The sequence below is a fragment of the Olivibacter sitiensis DSM 17696 genome, assembly GCF_000427965.1.
In the GTDB taxonomy this organism is placed as follows: Bacteria; Bacteroidota; Bacteroidia; order Sphingobacteriales; family Sphingobacteriaceae; genus Olivibacter; species Olivibacter sitiensis.
The window spans coordinates 34371-52099 of the sequence record NZ_ATZA01000015.1 but is presented as its reverse complement, the minus strand read 5'-3'; the positions used below and the strand labels follow the sequence as shown (position 1 = coordinate 52099).

General features: G+C 44.1%; 13 protein-coding genes and 1 tRNA gene. 1 reads left to right on the top strand and 13 read right to left on the bottom strand.

Translation table 11 applies throughout. The annotated features are described in order from the left end of the window. Positions 1 to 73: 73 nt before the first annotated feature. Positions 74 to 1291 carry a site-specific integrase gene (locus A37S_RS0109775; protein WP_028296826.1) on the bottom strand — a complete coding sequence of 406 codons (1218 nt, stop codon included), beginning with the start codon at positions 1289 to 1291 and terminating at the stop codon, positions 74 to 76. Between the two features lie 249 nt (positions 1292 to 1540). Then, positions 1541 to 1612: transfer RNA gene (locus tag A37S_RS0109770), tRNA-Glu, on the bottom strand. A 265-nt stretch (positions 1613 to 1877) separates the two neighbouring features. Between A37S_RS0109770 and A37S_RS0109765 the strand changes: the two genes are divergently transcribed. Next, entirely contained in the window at positions 1878 to 4604 is a 2727-nt protein-coding gene (locus A37S_RS0109765; RefSeq protein ID WP_028296825.1) for a TonB-dependent receptor, read from the top strand. 8 nt (positions 4605 to 4612) lie between these two features. Here A37S_RS0109765 and A37S_RS0109760 read toward each other — a convergent pair whose 3' ends face one another. The 11 genes from A37S_RS0109760 to pyrR all read right to left on the bottom strand — a co-directional run bounded on the left by A37S_RS0109760 (position 4613) and on the right by pyrR (position 17583). Continuing rightward, positions 4613 to 5701, bottom strand: coding sequence for a WD40/YVTN/BNR-like repeat-containing protein (locus A37S_RS0109760; RefSeq protein ID WP_028296824.1), 1089 nt, complete (start codon positions 5699 to 5701; stop codon positions 4613 to 4615). Between the two features lie 7 nt (positions 5702 to 5708). Next, positions 5709 to 6380, bottom strand: coding sequence for a hypothetical protein (locus A37S_RS0109755; protein ID WP_157278542.1), 672 nt, complete (start codon positions 6378 to 6380; stop codon positions 5709 to 5711). Positions 6381 to 6477: 97 nt separating this feature from the next. Further along, a complete protein-coding gene (locus A37S_RS0109750; protein WP_028296822.1) occupies positions 6478 to 7785 on the bottom strand; it encodes a bifunctional folylpolyglutamate synthase/dihydrofolate synthase in 1308 nt (435 codons plus the stop codon). 128 nt (positions 7786 to 7913) lie between these two features. Next, entirely contained in the window at positions 7914 to 8732 is an 819-nt protein-coding gene (locus A37S_RS0109745; RefSeq protein WP_028296821.1) for an energy transducer TonB family protein, read from the bottom strand. A 29-nt stretch (positions 8733 to 8761) separates the two neighbouring features. Then, entirely contained in the window at positions 8762 to 9172 is a 411-nt protein-coding gene (locus A37S_RS0109740) for an ExbD/TolR family protein (RefSeq protein ID WP_028296820.1), read from the bottom strand. A gap of 44 nt (positions 9173 to 9216) precedes the next feature. Further along, positions 9217 to 9915 carry a MotA/TolQ/ExbB proton channel family protein gene (locus A37S_RS0109735; protein WP_028296819.1) on the bottom strand — a complete coding sequence of 233 codons (699 nt, stop codon included), beginning with the start codon at positions 9913 to 9915 and terminating at the stop codon, positions 9217 to 9219. A gap of 40 nt (positions 9916 to 9955) precedes the next feature. Then, positions 9956 to 11107 (bottom strand): hypothetical protein, encoded by a 1152-nt coding sequence (locus A37S_RS0109730; RefSeq protein WP_028296818.1) that lies wholly within the window; start codon positions 11105 to 11107, stop codon positions 9956 to 9958. A 40-nt stretch (positions 11108 to 11147) separates the two neighbouring features. Further along, complete coding sequence (locus tag A37S_RS0109725) at positions 11148 to 12896, bottom strand: TonB-dependent receptor (RefSeq protein WP_051292962.1); 1749 nt, start codon at positions 12894 to 12896, stop codon at positions 11148 to 11150. Then, on the bottom strand, positions 12883 to 15912 hold the full coding sequence (locus A37S_RS0109720; RefSeq protein WP_028296816.1) for a tetratricopeptide repeat protein: 3030 nt from the start codon (positions 15910 to 15912) through the stop codon (positions 12883 to 12885). The genes A37S_RS0109725 and A37S_RS0109720 overlap by 14 nt, the downstream gene beginning before the upstream one ends. 154 nt (positions 15913 to 16066) lie before the next feature. Further along, complete coding sequence (locus tag A37S_RS0109715; RefSeq protein ID WP_028296815.1) at positions 16067 to 17005, bottom strand: aspartate carbamoyltransferase catalytic subunit; 939 nt, start codon at positions 17003 to 17005, stop codon at positions 16067 to 16069. 26 nt (positions 17006 to 17031) lie between these two features. Further along, the gene (pyrR, locus tag A37S_RS0109710; protein WP_028296814.1) at positions 17032 to 17583 is read right to left on the bottom strand and encodes a bifunctional pyr operon transcriptional regulator/uracil phosphoribosyltransferase PyrR; all 552 of its coding nucleotides are present in this window, start codon (positions 17581 to 17583) and stop codon (positions 17032 to 17034) included. Between the last annotated feature and the right edge of the window lie 146 nt (positions 17584 to 17729).

Here is a 17729-nt window from a genome sequence, read left to right as displayed (position 1 = left end):
GAATTTATGTAATGTTTCTTATATCCGATTGGGGACATTTCAAGTCCCCAATCGGATATGAGACATAGGCAAATTAAGTTCCTGCCAATTTCCTCTGTAAAGTTAGCATATCGCTGCCGATCCGTGTGTCCAGCAGCTTGGCATAATGTTGGCTGGTCTTGATATTGGTATGCCCCAACATCTTGGATACCGTTTCGATGGGCACGTCGTTGGCCAATGTCACCGTGGTGGCAAATGTATGCCGCGCCATGTGGAAGGTCAGTTTCTTGGTAATACCACATAGGTCTGCGATTTCCTTGAGGTAACTGTTCATCTTTTGGTTACTGAGGACTGGAAGAAGTTTACCTTTGGAAACAGGGGGTGGATAATCACTGTAGCGTGAAAGGATTTCCAGTGCCTTTGGCAATATGGGAATGTTCGATGCGGTCTCTGTTTTCTCCCGGTTGGTGAATATCCAGAGCTTTCCTCCGAAACCTCGTCCGATATCATCATCAGAAAGTTTTTTGACATCGGCGTAGGATAGCCCCGTGTAGCAGCAGAACACAAAGATGTCACGCACATGTGCCAATCTGGGAATAGTGAACAGCTTGCGTTCGATACGTTCCAGCTCGTCCTCGGTCAAAAATTCTTTTTCTTTCGCTTTGGCAGAATTCTTATAGAATGCAAAAGGATCTTCTGTAATCCATTTATGTGCTAAGCAAAGTTTGACGATCTTCCGCAGGTGCTTGATGTACTTGGCGGCGGAGACTTCCGAGCAGCCGAGTGCCGAGCGGAGGAAAAATTCATAACCGGCAACAAAACCATGATCCATCTTTCGTACCTCAATATCCTTTAGGTTAAGGCTTTCGTTCAGATACCGTTCGATATGGGAAAGGGAAGTGTTGTATCCCTTGAGTGTATTGGGCTTAAAACCTTTTCCTAATAGTGCTTTCATCTGCTCGTTGTGTTCAAGAAAAACAGTCAGCAATGTTTTTCGCGGGATATCCCTTCCGAGATATTTCATTTTAATGGATTCCGCGGTTATTTCCTCGCCACGTTTGGTCATTTGGAGATGGGTATCCGCTACCTTGTGTTCGAGGGTGTCCAGATAAGCGTTCAGTGTTTTAACGTCTTCTTTAGTTCCCTTGGCACGATTGGCCTTTGATATCCACTTTGTGGGATCGCACTCCCGTCCGGTGGATACCTCTTTCGGTATTCCATCCACGGTTATACGCAGATAGATCGGCTTTGGGCCGCTTACGTAATTTTTTGGTTTCTTCAGGTAGAAGAGCAAGGAATAATTTGTACTCATGATAGTATCATTTAAGTGAAACAAACTTAGCCTTGCAGCAGAACGAAATCAAGATGTCCAGTTTTTAAACAAGTTGTGAAACAGCGAGTTAAAACCTTTTCAGTGAGTAGCATAGATTTAAAAAATGACTCACCGAATGACTCACTTTTTTATAGGGAAAAATTGAAAGATTTGTAGATACCGATAAAACAAAAAACGCTGTAAACATTTAATTTACAGCGTTTTAGTATGTTTTGACTTTTAAGTGTGTAGCCCGTAGGGGAATCGAACCCCTGTTTCAAGAATGAAAATCTTGCGTCCTAACCCCTAGACGAACGGGCCATTTCTAATGGTGGTGCAAATATAGCCTTATAATTGCGCTTGTCAATATTTTTTCATCTCGACAGGCGTAATATATTGTAAATGTTCAAATTATTTTTTTCAACCACTTAGTTGAATTTTGGAGAGAAATCTTCTCCACGGGCAATATCCTATTGATAGAATTCAAATTACACTTTTTTTGTCTCCCTATATATATTATTGTTATATTTCGTTATTCAATTATATCTCTGTCATTAATTTTTGATAGCATTAAGGCAGGATTAAGATGAATGAGCAAGATTTTATGGGAAGATATCTGATCTGCTTAATAATTTGTTTACAAGCTACGACGCTCAAGTCCCAAATTACGTCACGGGAAGTGAGAGGAGTAGTTCAAGATTCATCGGGTACACCTCTAGTTGGCGTCACCGTACGTCTCTATGCCGAAAGCGATACCATGATGTCTTCTACCAATGAACATGGCCGCTTCCTTTTCGGCAAAGTGGCCTCGACCAATTTCAAGCTCACCTTTTCACTAATTGGTTTTCAAATTTATGAGCGCACATACGTCTCAGACATCCTCTTACCTATCACCGAGTTGGTCACCGTCAACCTAAAAGAGCAACCCAGTGAATTGCAAGAGGTGGTTGTATATGGAGTGGTACCAATGCTGATAAAACCCGATACCATACAGTATAACGCTAATGCTTACAAAGTGAGGGATGATGCGTTAGTGGAAGAAATGCTAAAACAAATGCCGGGGTTTCAGGTGAGCAGAAATGGCAATATTTCCGCACAAGGGCAATCGGTGACAAGGGCACGCGTGAACGGAAAGGACTTCTTTGGTGGAGATGTCATTACGGCCACACGTAATTTGCCCGCTTATTTAGTTGAGAGCATCCAGGTCATAGATGATTATGGAGATCAGGCCAATATAACCGGTATTAAGATAGGGGAACCAGAAAAGGTCATCAATATTATCCTGAAAAAAGACAAAAATAGGGGGATGTTTGGACAAGCAACGGCATCCGGAGGAACGCAAAATCGGCACTTGGGAAGCTTTTCTGCCAACAAGTTTAACGACAGCAAACAGTTATCCATACTCGCATCCACCAATAACACCAATACGAGTCTATTCAGTTTCGGAGACGTAAGTGGAGCAGGGACAAGAACCAATCCTGATATCAACTCCATGATCGATGCCGGGGATGGCTTTAACAGTTCCTACTCCGCCGGGGTTAATTTTCGGGACGAAATAGGAAAATTCACCATCTATGGAGGCTATACGTACGTGCAGCGGGACAATCACACCGAGAGCGAAACCAGCGTTGAAAGCTATTACCAACTAAATAGGAAAATACTTTCCTTAGACGAAGTAAAGGCAAATAGCAGCCAAAAAAGACATAAACTGTCTTGGAATATGGAAATGGATATCGATTCCATGAATTACCTAAAAATAACCCCTACCCTTTCCCACACAAGCAACAACGCTTCTAGCAACAGCAACAGTATCATAACCGATAACTGGGTAAGGACCTTACGCAATTACAACTCCGAGAATAACAGTAGATCGCCCAATGCGGAAATGGACGTGTTATTCAACCATAAGTTTGACAAACAGGGAAGAAACCTCAGTGCAAGTATCAAAATAGATTATATTGGCTCAAAAAAAACAACCGATATCATTGACAGAAGTGATGTGATCGATGATTCCTATATTATCAACCCTCGTAGCTCGGACACGCTTTTCCAACAACAGAACAACAATTCGAATACGACAGGCCTTTCGGGTACGATTTCTTATACCGAACCGATTAACGAGCGAAGTTTTATGGATTTTCAATACACCTTCAATCGGATGAATATCGAGAATGACAGAATGGTTTATGATTGGGGCGATCTTTTTAACAGAAGGAGATACGTCGATTCCCTAAGTGTCGATTACGCCTATTTATCCCAGCTCAACCAATTTGGGTTGAACTATCACTTGGATGGAAAACACACCAAATATATTATCGGCTTTGCCGTACAGCCAACTGACCTGAGCGGAAACACCACTCAAGGAGACATTTCCACACGACTTACACGAGTAAACCTTGTGCCGAGCATGCGTTTTCAATATCAGCTCAGCAACTCTTCCAATTTATCGCTCATTTACAAAGGGCAGAATAACCAACCAGGCTTTTTGCAGGTACTGCCTATACGTGATATGAGCAATCCCCAATTCATCGTGGAGGGAAATCCGAATTTACGTGCGGAGTTCATCAATACCGTAAGCATGCAGTACAGAAACTTCAGCATACAGCGTGGCAGTTCCTTCTTCCTAAACCTAAACTACACACATATAAGCGACAAAGTAGTGTCCAACCGATTCAGAATACCAAATTCCACTCAGCAAGAAACCAATTTTCTGAATGCAAATGGCTATTTTGACATACGAACCTACTATCATTTCAGCTCGCCCCTTTCTGGTGGTGCGATGACCCTGAACCTGAGTGGAAATGCGGATTACACCCATAATATTTCGTTCGTGGACGATGTGCGCAACTTAGGAAAAAACCTGGTTCTTGGCCAAAGTGCGCAACTGCTCTTCCAATTAGAGGATTTTCTGGAAACGGATGCGAGAGCATCATACAATGTTGACAAGATCAACTATAGCATTCCCTTCTTAGGCGACATCGAAGCGCAGAACTTCAATTTCGGGGCGGGCACTAAGGCTTATCTCAAGAACAACTGGGTATTAAGCCTTGATTTCGCAAAACAATTCAATACCGGCTACGAGAATGTAGGCAATGTAAACCCTACCTTGATGAATGTGTACATCGAAAAGAGTTTCCTGAAAAACGAAATGGCATCTATCCGCCTACAGGGATTTGATCTCTTTAACCAGAACACGGGCATAAGCCGTGAAATATCCGGAAATGACATATTTGATGTCCGCAGCAACCGCTTGGCACGTTATTTTTTGCTTTCATTGAACTTTCGCTTTCAAAAGTTCCCACCAAAAGGATAAGGCTAAAATCATTGATAATCACTATCGAACACATAATCATAGGGGAAGATGGCAATATCCCATGTTCTGCCCCCATCTGCCGTGCTAAAAAGCCTATCCTGTGCATATACGATCCCGTGGTTTTCATCAAAGAAGGAAAGTCTATTGCCAAATACGCTTTGTCCATATATGGTGGGACTGCTTACATGCCAAGTGAGCCCTGCATCTTCGCTCTCGTAAAAAAGGGCACCATTGATTGCGTAAAGCTTCTCTTCGGACGCAAACTGAACATCGGAAAAACGCGGTCCCGTAGCGAATGTATACCCTCCATCTGTCGAGGCAAGACTACTCACTCGTCCTTGGCTGTCGTACACCAGCAAGTGCATTGGCGTAGAAGCAACCATATCCGGAGCTACCATATTGCCTATTTCTAAAGGGCTTGTCCATTGGTAGCCCCCGTCATCCGTTCTAGAAATATACAGTTTATCCCCAGCAACTGATTTCAGTAGCGCCCACCCGACATCATCGGTCACGAAACAAAGAGATGAAGCAGTATAAGCACCAAAAGAATACTTAACAGAACCCGCTCTCGCTTCTTGGTCATAGCTGTAAAGATAGGCACCCATACCTCCAGATCGAAGCTGGGAAGCCAACACAAGCACTTGCTTGTGGCCATTCATTCCGTATATGCCCGCTATGTGATCTTGAGGTGTTGGAGATGCCACATCCAGTACATATGACTCCCAAGAACGCCCATAATTGTCCGAAATCCCAAATCGAAGATAATAAGGCTCCGTAAAAAAAGTGTATGCCGCATTTTGATAGATGATATTTGCTACAAGGGAAGGATTCGGACGCGAACTTGTCTGTATGATCTCGGCAAAAACGTCTGGAGTCTCAAAAAAATTAAGCCTAGAAAAGCCCTTTACTTCATTCTCTCCTACCATCGTCGCATGCTCTAGATAGTTCCCATCTATCAACATTCCCACTTTTGGGTTAACAACGGTCTCATTGGGAAACAAATCCAATAAGGTATCTTCCTTGTTAACGCAAGAAACAAGACCGCTTATCGCAATCATGGCCGTACACAGAAAAAATAAAGTTTCAATTCTTTTCATAAGTAAATTACTGGATAAACAAATCGTAACCTATACCGATATTAATCGTACTGAAATTGATGCGCTGCCGCTCTATACCATGATAACCTGCCATGTGATCGTCGTTGATAACCCGATCGCTCAAGCGTAATTCAGGGCGGTAGAGATTATAGCTCAGCTTGAGGTAACCGGTCCTTATCTGCAACCTAAGGCCTAGCTCTGGCGACCAATCTTTTCCTCTTATATAGGTGTACGAATAGGTGGTATTGCTATAGTCTGTTCCCGCGTCTTCCGTATAAGAACTAAAATTTCGGGACCAATTATAATTGATGCGTAGAATGGGATAGAGGAAAAGGTTGTTTTTTTGGAACTGATAAGTAAATTCTGCTCCAGAGTACCAGCTAAGAAAATGCTGCATTTCGTTGCCGTTAAAGCCGTCCATATTCTGTCCAAGCCATCGCACGCCTCCCAACAACTTAAGCCAAAGTCGTTGAGAAGTCAGCATTCCTACTTTTGGCCCTAGTTCAAACTGGGCACCTAAGGGATATAAATTAAACGCTTCCTTGCCCGTGGGTACGGACATACCAAATTCGAAATCCATACCCAATGGCAAGGGGGCTGGCCCCAAAGAATAATCATCATCGAAATCGGTGCTGTCGGTTTGCGCATGCAAAACAGGCGCGAGAGAAAAGCAAATCATTACCACAAGAAGGGATCGAAACCGAAAGGAAGCAAGCATAGTACAGTATATTAACTGCCTTAAAAGTACGTCAAAGCGTACGATATTGCAAATTTGACTATCGATGTAGAAATATTGGCAGCGCCTCAGCCACTACAAAAGTACTGCCTCCAATGAATACCATATCGTCTTTTGTTGCCTGATTTAAGGCCTGCGTCACGGCTTGTTCTATATTTTCAAACGCCAGGCCATTCAAGCCATAAGACATTGCTTGCTTCTTTAGTTCCTCGGCAGGTAGTGCCCTAGGGAAATGAGGATTGCAATAATAATAAATGGCACTTTTCGGCAACAACGGCAACATATGAGAGAGGTCTTTGTCTCGCATAACACCGATGACCATGTGCAATGTATCGAACTCGCATTGAGAGAGACTCTCCAGTATCTCTGTCCAACCGTCATAGTTATGCCCCGTATCGCAAATAACGGTGGGATCCGTCCCCAGTACCTGCCATCTACCCATAAGCCCCGTAAGGGCTTGCACATTAGCCAGTCCATAGACAACTGCAGCATCATCAAAGGCAAAACCTTTTTCCTTTAGCATATTAATGCTCGCCAATACTCCACCGATATTCTTCAGCTGATAGCTTCCCATCAGATCCAGCTGGTAGTCATCTACCAATAAACGATTGCCTAGCTCCAAGACGCGTACTTGCCGCCGCCCCATGCTTAGCCCCATATCAACCACCTCATACTCATCTCCGGCAAAGATCAGCGGTGCTGCTTCCAAATCGGCCTTTTGCCTAATGACCTCTTCTACAGCTTCCTGCCTTTCACTCACCACTACGGGCGTAGCCCTTTTGATGATCCCTGCCTTTTCCTTTGCGATATCTACTAAGGTATTTCCCAAGATATTCATATGGTCCATACCGACGTTAGTAATCAGGCTGAGGACGGGAGAAATGACGTTTGTGGAGTCCAACCTTCCTCCTAAACCCGTTTCTATTATGGCGATGTCTACCTGTTGTTTGGCGAAGTAATGAAAAGCCATGGCAACGGTAACCTCAAAAAAAGAAGGACCTATCTTTTCGATAACCGGTTTCCACTCTTCCACAAAAGAGATTACCTCTTCCTGGGGAATCATAGAACCATCTATCCGTATGCGCTCCCTGAAATCCAAAAGGTGCGGCGATGTATATAGTCCCGTGCGGTAGCCAGCACGTTGTAAGATGGCTGCCAACATATGGGAGCTGCTTCCTTTACCGTTGGTGCCGGCGATATGAACGGAGCGAAACTTGTTTTGAGGGTTTCCAAGCGCCTCACAGAACTTGAGGGTATTGGTCAAATCCTTTTTTATAGCAGCAGCACCATCTCTGGTAAACATAGGCAACCTACCGTAGAGATAGTCTATCACCTCATTATAAAGCATGTGCAAAAATTAATTTAAAAGTATGGTCTTATCTAGGTGAACAACAACGATCCGCTCAACCCGAGTTCATTTTTCTTTTCACCCCGAGCATAGCCGGCCCATGACAAAACTGCAATTTGCCGTATGTCCTATCTCACCTTGAAGACAAAAGGAATGATACCCACCATTTGATCCGGTCCTTGATCTATGGTATTGAACTTGGACCCCATAGCGGCCCTCTCGCATTTTTCCCACAAGGATGCGTCGGGTAGGGTTGTTCCCTTGGCGCCCGCACGTGCCCTAATGACGTTCCCATTCCGATCTACGGTTACCTCTACGGCTACTACGCCACTTTGCCTACCATTATCCTCTATCTTGGGGCGTACGGCAAAAGACCGATTTGGCAGCCCAACAAGGCCATAGCCCGAGCCACCCTCCCCATAATTTGGGGCCATATTACTTCCATTGATGCTGCCCTGATTGCCGGGAACGGAACCAGTGCCATCGCCCGTGCCAGATCCATTATTTTTCTTGCCCTTATACAGGGCATTTTCGTTCACCGTAGGTTTACTTTCTTTCTTTTCCGGAGTAATGACTGGAGTACTCGACGTGGGCTTCACTTTCTCTTTCGTTACCACCTCCGGCGCATCTTCCACATCTTGCGTCACCACTGATTTATCGCTGCTCTGTTGAGAGACCACAGGGGTAGATTCCACCTCTGGCACCACTTTATCCGGCGGGGTATTATTGGCATTCTCAGAGACAGAAGGTTCTTCCAATCCCATATAATTATCACCCATACCTTCCTCCGATGTGCCAAAATTGACTAACAAGCCTCCAGTACCAAACTCCGGCAATTTGGAGCTGATGATATACAAATAGCTCAAGGCCAATAGTAGCACAAAAATTGCCGTCGCTATACCAAAGGCTTTGGGAAAATTGTTTTCTTGCTGGTGGTTATAATTCATCGCTGTAACCCCTTTCTTATTTTATGCCGCTATGATTGTGGCTTTGGTTCGGTAGCCAATACCAACCTGATTTTCAACTTATTTGCAGTATCCATCACTTGAATAACATCTTCGATGGCCACAGACCGATCCACATATAGCAGAATGGTCAGTTCTTGATCTGGCTGAACATATTGCTCCAATGTCTGTGCCAATTGGTCTTCGGCAATTTCTTGTTTCTCCACATAGTACTTCAGATCGGAGGTAATGGACACCGTAATAGTCTTCTTAGCTACGGATTGCTCCCCCGAAGAGGATTTTGGCAACAGCAACTTCACGACTTGTGGATTGGCTACGGCCGATGCCAACAAGAAGAAAAGCACCAAGAAAAACATGATGTCATTGAGTGCCGATGTATGTACTTCTGCCGCTGGCCGTTTACTTCGATTTCTTAAATTCATGACAATATCGTTTGATATCTCTTTTTTAAGTTTTGTCCTCTAGTCTAGCTCCCAGGCTCATCCAACAGGTCAATAAACTCTATCGAATCGCTTTCCATTCGTAGGATAACCCTGTCTACCATCATATTGAGGATGTGATAGCCCACATAGGCGATAATCCCCACAATAAGGCCGCAGGCAGACGTTACCATTTTCTGGTAAAGACCACCAGAGACAGTACCAATTTCAATCGATCCCGTTATGGATACTTCATGAAATATCGTAATTACCCCCAATATAGTTCCCACGAATCCAAGCATTGGCGCTATACCGGCCACGATACCTAGAATATTGATATTTTTTTCCAGGCGTGCTACCTCCAGCTTGCCCACGTTTTCAATAGCTCCCTCAATATCCTTGATCGGCCTACCTATGCGTGTAAGTCCCTTCAGCAACATTCTAGCAAGTGGGCTATTGTTACTTCTACATATTGCCGACGCTGCATCCAACCTGCCCGAAAGTATATTCTGTTTCACCTGTATCATCAGGTTTGAATCGTACTTACCAGCTTTTCTGATGGTTATATAGCGCTCAATAAAGATGACCAACGCGATAAAAGCCAAGATGGCAATGGGTAGCATAACCCATCCCCCCTTGATGAGCAAGTCTATGAAGCGCAAATCTTCTATTGGTGTTGCCGATGGTCCTGGGGTTGTTAGCATGGAATCTAAAGGCGCAGGATTATTAACTTGTAATAAGAACATGTTGTATATATTGCTTTTTTAAGGTTCGAATTGTTTGATATTATTTGCTAGGGTAAATAAATGCATCTTTGTTTATATGCTGTCTCACGTAAGCTAGGCTGGCAAGTGCTTCCTCGTAAGTGGCATAAGACCCGCAGCTTATTTTCTTTCTATTGCCCGGCATGTTGCTATCCAGCACAAAGGAAGAAATACCCATTTCTTTCAGTATCTCCACTTGCTGCAATGCCAGTGTTTTATTTGGCAAGGACCCCACGATAATGTTATATGGCTTTGCTGGATCGATCTTTCTGATAAGCGATCCCGTATCCTCTATAGGTTCCTCTGCCGATCCACTTGCCTCTTCTCCTTCAGCCAAGCTGTCGATTTCTGTTTCTATAAACGTTTCCTCTACGGGCGCCGTCGATTCCTCTTCAGCCGCCTCGTTTCTCACTGTATCTTTTACCAAAAAGCTGTTATAGACGTCGTGATTTTTTCTCACGGCAAGAATAGCATAGACACCTACTGCTAAAAATAAGAGTATAAGACCGCCCCACAACGCTACTTTTTTCCATTTTATACCTGTTGGCTCTTGGATTTTCACGCGTCCAACAGCTTCGCCCTCCCCTTCAAATTCCTCAGCGGCAGCTGCATTTTCTTCTATTTGTTCCACTTCTGAAACTGGCTCGTCCTCTGGTTCGGCCTCCACAGGCACCTGTTCGTTCGTCAGGTCAGTTGGGGGTTGTGGCTCCTCAATGGCGATATCTGGTTCCTGCGAAGGGATACCGGTAGATGCAGGAACGACATCAGGCGTTTCCTCTTGCGATACAATGTCTGCCACTGGCTTCAAGCCTAAGGGCAGTTCTTCAGAGGACAGCACGAGCACCCCATCTTGCTTAGACAAAAAACCAAGAGGTGCCAGAGACACTGTTCCTTTCTGTTCTATTTCCTGTAGCAATGAGTTGGCCACCTCTTCCAACCTTCTTTCCGCTTCCTCTTGCGTAACTTGATCTTGTTGTATGAAATAATCCAAAAGATGGCGATCGCTACCTGTCTGCGCTATCAATTCATAACTAAAGCTGGGAGGAAGAAACTGATTGCTTTCACTATCAAATCTGGCAGGCACTCTCTTCTTCTGAAATAGGCCTATGCCAGTCACGCTTACCTTAGCGTGCTGATTGAGTAATCGTATTAACAGGCTGCCTATTTGAGTCATATTAGCTTTGTTTTATAAGCAAAGTTAGATGCTTTATTGATTAAAATGAAAAATTTACCCCACCAATAGCATTAAAACCTAATCGGGGATAATATAAAAACCTTTGATAGCTGGTATTCAGCAAGTTATTAAACTGTGCATACACGCCTATACGGGGTGTAATCCGATATTCAATCCCTGCACTTAAATCTGCAAAGGCAGGAACGGTAACCTTTGTGTACTCCAACGAGGCCGTTTCCCCAAAGTAAGGACTTTCATAAACCTTGGCATATGTCTGCCCTACGAAAAGCAATTCGCCTGTCACGAACACCTTGTCCGTAATATTGATTCGCGTATTACCTTCGGCCCTAAACTTGGGCATGAACCATGCCTCCTCCTCATTTTCGATATCATATTCCGAGATAGTTACCTTGCCGCCTAGCTTGAAAGCCTCGGAAACCTGAAAATCGATTTCACCTTCCAGCCCATAGATATTGTTTTCTCCATTATCGTAGATCAGGTCAAACCGGGGAAAGTTGTATATTGAGCCATCTGCAGGGCCTATTGTATTTGGAGCATTCACATAAAAAGGCAAGTCGTTGATACGTTTATAGAAGACACCCGCCTTATATCCTAGGGTAGCGCCTCCATTGCCTTTGATACCTCCATATGCGTTGAACTTCTCGGTCATGTTCTCAATGGCAATATTCGTATTAAGGTAAGGATTCTCGTAGGCGAGTGTCCTGAGGGAGGTACGCTTGACATCGCCATCCACACCGGCATAAATGGTCGCATATTCCGGAATGAACGCAAGCTCCAAATTGACTGCAGGAAAAATATTGGTCTGCGACTGGCTACCAAACTCCGATACGAAATTGGCTCCCAGCGTTAAATTATATCCTTTTCCCTTAAACCTGACATAAGGATTGATTTTCCCAATATGGTTACCAATAGAATAGGCTGCATCCTTTACCGAGGCAAAGTCACCGGAGACATTGGCTCCGATATTAAAGACATTTACTCGCTTATTCACATTGGCACTGATGGCAAAGGCATTCTCTCCTGCATCATAGTTATTACTGAACAAGTAGGCATCCGCTTTCACGGAATAGCTCAATAAGGCATCATTGTCCGTAAAGTTGCTGGTCAATTCCCCCTTGGCATATATGTCGCTGTATGCAATACTGGAGGGATCAAGATTCGCATCGGGCAAATCAGGATTATAACCATAGTAATTGCTAGCGTTTCGCTTAAAACCTATTTCTCCGTCCAGCGTGAAATCGTCCAAGATGGAACGCGCAAAAACGCCTATTTTTTGCTGGGAAAAGCTTTGCCCTTCCAATTTTCCTTTTTGGCTCAGGTGACGGGCAAAACCACCGTACTGCATAAATTCGTCTTCCCCACTTGCCAGGTATACCTCGCCGTTAAGGGTACTTAAGTTACCTACCCCCAACTTTGCATAGCTATTATACAATGTTTCTCGCCTTAGGTCGGCCAAAGGCTGTATCTCCAGCCGATGTGTACCGGTATTGATATCCAGCTTTTTATCCTGTATGCTATATTTTAACTTGGGCTGATAAGCCCTTATATTGGTTAAATCCGGACTTTGGCGAATTTTCACGGCATCGGCCAATATGGGCCTATAATCGCGCACCACTTCTACCTGTTCCATGGTAGGAGGCAGCTCGCCGGGTTTTCTTTTGGTGGTATCTACTTGAGCCTGCACGGCATGGGCAGACAGCCCAAAAAGCATGAACAATGTATATTTTATCGAGCTACTATTGGCTGTCATATTACTATTTCTTTTCATTCAATTTCTTTAAACGTGCTTTTGCAGTGGGCAGAATATCGTCATCGCCCTCATAATTGTCAATGACACTTTGCAGTGTACTCTTGGCCTGAAAATTGTCCTTCAGCTTTTCATAGGTATCTGCCAAGAGAATAAAGCTCTTAGCTACCCAGTAGTCATATGACGGCATGTTTTTGATCAAGTCAAATGCGGTATCTTGCGCCTTTTTATACTCGCCCTCTTCGAAAAGCAAAACACCGAAATTGTATTTTGCCTCAGCGCCTACTATGGTCTGGCTATTGGTTGAGGCAAACTCCAGCTCCTTGCGTGCTGCCTTTAAATCACCCTTAAGCATATAAGCCTTTCCTGCATACAGGCTTGCCTTCACTTTATCCTCTAGGGAAGACTTCTCATAGTTTTTCACGAAACCTGCATATTTAATGGCCTCGTCAAAATCATTGAGTTGGAAATAGCAGATCATGAGATTTTGTATGGCAAAACCATAGTTCTCCTTATACTCGGATGTTAGCTCCAATTTCTTCAATGGAGCAATAGCCTCGTTATAACGCTTGAGTCCTAGGTGCATGTTAGACACACTGATGAGCGTCCTCTCCGTATACGGGCTGGTCCAATCGTTCAATATGACATTGAAATCGTGGATAGCCTCGGTGGGCTTACCTGTCTTATAGTAGCTTTCGCCACGGATAAAACGCGCAAACTTTTCCTGTATAGGCTTTGGAAACTTATCAAAATATGCATTGATGGCCTCGATAGCTGCTTCGTAATCGCCGCGGATAAAATAGTTATGTGCCACTTGGAACGTGATGTTGTCCTGTTCGGCCGTGGTAAGGTTGCCAATATTGGTACCCTGTGCATAACTCAAGAAACCGTTGGCATCTCCGCGATCGATATACACGTTTTGTATGGATTTAAGTGCCTGCTTCGCTTCTTCGGTGGTGGGATATTGCTCCACTACACGTTTGAACGTGCTGAGGGCAGCATCTGTCTGATCGCTATTGTACTGCACGAGGCCAATGGTGATGAGCGCTCGCGGGACATAACTGCTCCTTGGATACTTCTCTATCATATCCTGCAAACCTTTGATGGCTATTTCATTTTCTCCCGTGAGGAAATAGGTGTAGGGAATTTCAAAACTCGCATCGTCGGCATAATTGGATTGTGGATAGCGGGCCAATAGATCGGTCAGCGTTGCTATCTTTTCGTCCGTTCTTCCCTCCAGACCTTGGATGATCCCACGCTGGAATAGGGCATAGTCTTGGCTTTTGGCCTTTCTTTCTATGAGCTTATCATATTGTTGCATTGCCCTACCGTAATTCTTGGCCATGAAATAAGAATCTCCAAGACGGGCAATGGCGTCGTTTTTGGTATTGAGCTCTATCCCTTCTCCCGAGTTGAGGAAACGCTCCAAATAGGTAGCCGCCTTTTGGTACTGCTCGCTTCTGAAAGCCGCATAGGCCAATGCATAGTTTGCATAGTTGTACACATCGGTATTCTTCGCTGCCGGATTTCTCAGAAACTGCTCAAAGGCCGTTGTAGCTTCGGCATATTTGCGCACTTCGTACATGGCTTCAGCCTTCCAATAGGTCGCCAGAGCCTTAATCTCTTGGTCGTAATTGAATGACTCTGCCCGCATGAAGGTAGAAATTGAATTTTCAAAGGCACGCTCATTATAATACTCCAGCCCCCGGAAGTAGGTTACTTTCTGGTATGCTGTATTGGCGTCGGCATTTCTCTTCGGGATAGATTCCAAAATATCGATTGCCGCTTTGTAATTCTTTGTACTTAACAGTACTTCCGCCAAAAGCGTTTTTGCTTCGTCCACATGTGCGGAGCGTGGGTAAGTTTTTAAGTATTCCTGAGTTGCATCCAGTGCCACTTGATGAAATTCAAGCTCGTAGGAAAGCTTGGCATAATTGAGCAATCCCTGCTCTTTCATGCTGCTGTCAAAGTCAAGTTTGGAGGCCTTGAAAAAAGCATTTCTTGCGCTCTGCTTATTCCCCGTTTTGATGAAAGCGTCACCCAATAGAATCATCCCACTTTGGTAATACGCATCTGCATCGCTCAGCTTTTCCAATTCCTTAATCGCCTTTTCGTAATCCTCTTTCTTATAGGCAATGTAGCCTATTTGGTAATCATCTTGATTGTTCTGTGTCTTACCTTGATCCTGCTGCTGAAATTTGGTATAATAGACATCCGCGTTTTGCAGGTCATTTTTGGCAAAATACGTGGCACCCACTATACGAAAAATTTCGGTCTCATTCTCCTGCTTTGTAGCTTTCAAGATAGGCAATATATATGCCAGTACATCGTCGTATCGTTTGTCTAAGAAGTACAATGCGGCTATATAATAAGGATAACTGCTTTCGTAGGTCTTCGATCCCTTTAATCGCTCAAATTCCTTTAAAGCAACTTTATACTCGCCATCCAAATAGGCAATATAAGCGTAGTAGTAGATGGAGGCTTCCTGGTATTTCCCGCCATTGTCTTTCTGTCTTTCAAACAAAGGTTTGGCTTCGGCATATTGCTGTTCCATAAAATGGGAATAGGCCTTTTTAAAGCGATACTCAGCAGCTTGTCCGCCGCTCAGCCCACCGCCATCCAGCTTGTCGAACCATTCGAGCGTCTTTTTATAGTTCTTCTGCCCAAAATAGGAACGCCCTACCTGAAAATAGGCAGCCTTGGTGTTGCTACTGGTTGGATGGTCTTTAATGAAGCGAAGGAAAAGCGACTCTGCATCTTCGTTGCCCAGCTCCAGGGCACACACGGCTTGGTAGAAGCGAGCATCCTCCTTGATGAGGGAGATTTGATCTTTTTCATCCTCCTGCTGCGTAGTTTGCGTCCTTTGTTCTTCTACTTTGCCAAACTGGTTGAAAGCAGCTGCATATTTCCCTCTTTCATAGAGTTCCATGCCCGTTTTGTAGGCTTGATTGAGTTCCTGCCAAGCACTTTGCTGGGCTAGGGCCGTGTTTGAAAATAGACCGATTACTATACTTAATCGGGTAATTTTTTTTAACATATAGCGTGTGTTAAATATTTCTGCTATTTAAGAAGAATGGTGCGTCTTTGCCTAAACAAAAACTCCACACCTGTTGATAACCCCTAATTATAACGAGCAATCCAAGAAAATAATATATTATGCGGTACAAAACGCAATACCCTGGCAATGGCATTCATCCTCTTTTGTTTGCCAATAGATAAAGAACGGCCATCCGCACGGCCACCCCGTTTTCTACTTGATCGAGGATGATGGAATGATCGCTATCTGCCACATCACTTGTTATCTCCACACCCCGATTTATAGGCCCGGGATGCATGATGGTAATTTGCTTATCCAAGCTATCAAGCAGTTCTTTATTAAGCCCATATAACAATGAATATTCTCGCAATGAAGGGAAATAGTTGATATCCTGCCGCTCCAGCTGAATGCGAAGCATATTGGCCACATCGCACCAGCGCAATGCCTTCATCAAGTTATGCTCCACATGAACCCCCAATGAAGCAATATGTTTCGGTATCAATGTAGTAGGTCCGCAGACCATCACCTCAGCACCCATTTTTTGTAGGCACAGAATATTGGATAGGGCAACGCGCGAGTGCAAGATATCGCCTATAATAGCTACTTTTCTGCCTTCCAGCTCCCCATACCGTTCGCGGATGGAGAACGCGTCCAGGAGTGCTTGAGTAGGATGTTCATGCGCCCCGTCACCTGCATTGACTATCTGAGCTTTAACATATTTGCTTAAGAACACACCAGCACCGGGATAAGGGTGACGCATAACAATCATGTCGACCTTCATGGCCAGGATATTGTTCACCGTGTCTATCAAAGTCTCCCCTTTGCTTACAGAAGAGGAAGATGCCGCAAAATTTATAGTATCGGCAGACAGTCTTTTCTCCGCCAATTCAAATGACAATCTGGTACGTGTGGAGTTTTCGAAGAAAATATTGGCTATCGTAATATCCCTCAGCGAAGGCACCTTCTTAATAGGTCTATTGATCACGTCCTTGAACGTATCTGCCGTATTGAGGATAAGTTGTATGTCATCTACATTTAGATCTTTTATACCGAGCACATGCCTAGTACTTAAATATTGTGCTGTCTCTGCCATTTCCGTTTCTTATACTAGCCTTGAATTTATTGTTCGTCTTCATTGAGGAGAATGATCTCATCCTCGAGCTCTGTCTCTTTCCAGTTGACGATCACTTTCTGTGAGTTGATGGAATCTACCTGGATGCCTATGTAATCCGCCCCTATGGGAAGATGGCGCGAAAAGCGCCTGTCCACCAACACCAAAAGTTCCACTTTGTTCGGCCGTCCAAAAGATTGGAGGGCGTCCATCGCTGCCCTCACGGTGCGCCCTGTCCATAAAACATCATCTATCAAAATCACATTCTTGTTTTCAATAATGAAGTCCATGTTTGTCGTGTTGGGCACCAAGGGCCCTGTCCCCACCCTTCGGAAATCATCGCGAAAAAAAGTGATGTCCATCTCACCATAAGGCAGGTTGTCTATTTTCAAAATTTCTTGCAGCTCTGTCTTGATCCTTTGGGAAAGTTGGATTCCTCTCGGCTGTACCCCCACTATCACCGCATTGGAGAAGTCATGATGATTCTCTATCAACTGATGGCATAAACGCTGGATAGTAATGTTGAATTTCGGTCCGTTAAGCAAAATAGATCGTTGCATCAGTTGTTTGATTTTTTAAAGGGCTGTTATACAATAACCATATCCCAAGCATAAATTATGCAAACTTAGATAAATTGCTCAACTAATGCAATGCAATTACCAAGAGCTTTTTGCCGTCCTGCAAACAATTCAACAGATAAATGCCA

What these genes read in the sequence shown, in the direction of transcription:
- A37S_RS0109760 (WP_028296824.1), bottom strand. Translation starts at nt 5,701, where the DNA reads ATGAAAAGAATTGAAACTTTATTTTTTCTGTGTACGGCCATGATTGCG.
- A37S_RS0109765 (WP_028296825.1), top strand. Translation starts at nt 1,878, where the DNA reads ATGAATGAGCAAGATTTTATGGGAAGATATCTGATCTGCTTAATAATT.
- A37S_RS0109775 (WP_028296826.1), bottom strand. Translation starts at nt 1,291, where the DNA reads ATGAGTACAAATTATTCCTTGCTCTTCTACCTGAAGAAACCAAAAAAT.
- A37S_RS0109745 (WP_028296821.1), bottom strand. Translation starts at nt 8,732, where the DNA reads ATGAATTATAACCACCAGCAAGAAAACAATTTTCCCAAAGCCTTTGGT.
- A37S_RS0109720 (WP_028296816.1), bottom strand. Translation starts at nt 15,912, where the DNA reads ATGTTAAAAAAAATTACCCGATTAAGTATAGTAATCGGTCTATTTTCA.
- A37S_RS0109740 (WP_028296820.1), bottom strand. Translation starts at nt 9,172, where the DNA reads ATGAATTTAAGAAATCGAAGTAAACGGCCAGCGGCAGAAGTACATACA.
- A37S_RS0109725 (WP_051292962.1), bottom strand. Translation starts at nt 12,896, where the DNA reads ATGAAAAGAAATAGTAATATGACAGCCAATAGTAGCTCGATAAAATAT.
- A37S_RS0109755 (WP_157278542.1), bottom strand. Translation starts at nt 6,380, where the DNA reads ATGATTTGCTTTTCTCTCGCGCCTGTTTTGCATGCGCAAACCGACAGC.
- A37S_RS0109750 (WP_028296822.1), bottom strand. Translation starts at nt 7,785, where the DNA reads ATGCTTTATAATGAGGTGATAGACTATCTCTACGGTAGGTTGCCTATG.
- A37S_RS0109730 (WP_028296818.1), bottom strand. Translation starts at nt 11,107, where the DNA reads ATGACTCAAATAGGCAGCCTGTTAATACGATTACTCAATCAGCACGCT.
- A37S_RS0109735 (WP_028296819.1), bottom strand. Translation starts at nt 9,915, where the DNA reads ATGTTCTTATTACAAGTTAATAATCCTGCGCCTTTAGATTCCATGCTA.
- pyrR (WP_028296814.1), bottom strand. Translation starts at nt 17,583, where the DNA reads ATGCAACGATCTATTTTGCTTAACGGACCGAAATTCAACATTACTATC.
- A37S_RS0109715 (WP_028296815.1), bottom strand. Translation starts at nt 17,005, where the DNA reads ATGGCAGAGACAGCACAATATTTAAGTACTAGGCATGTGCTCGGTATA.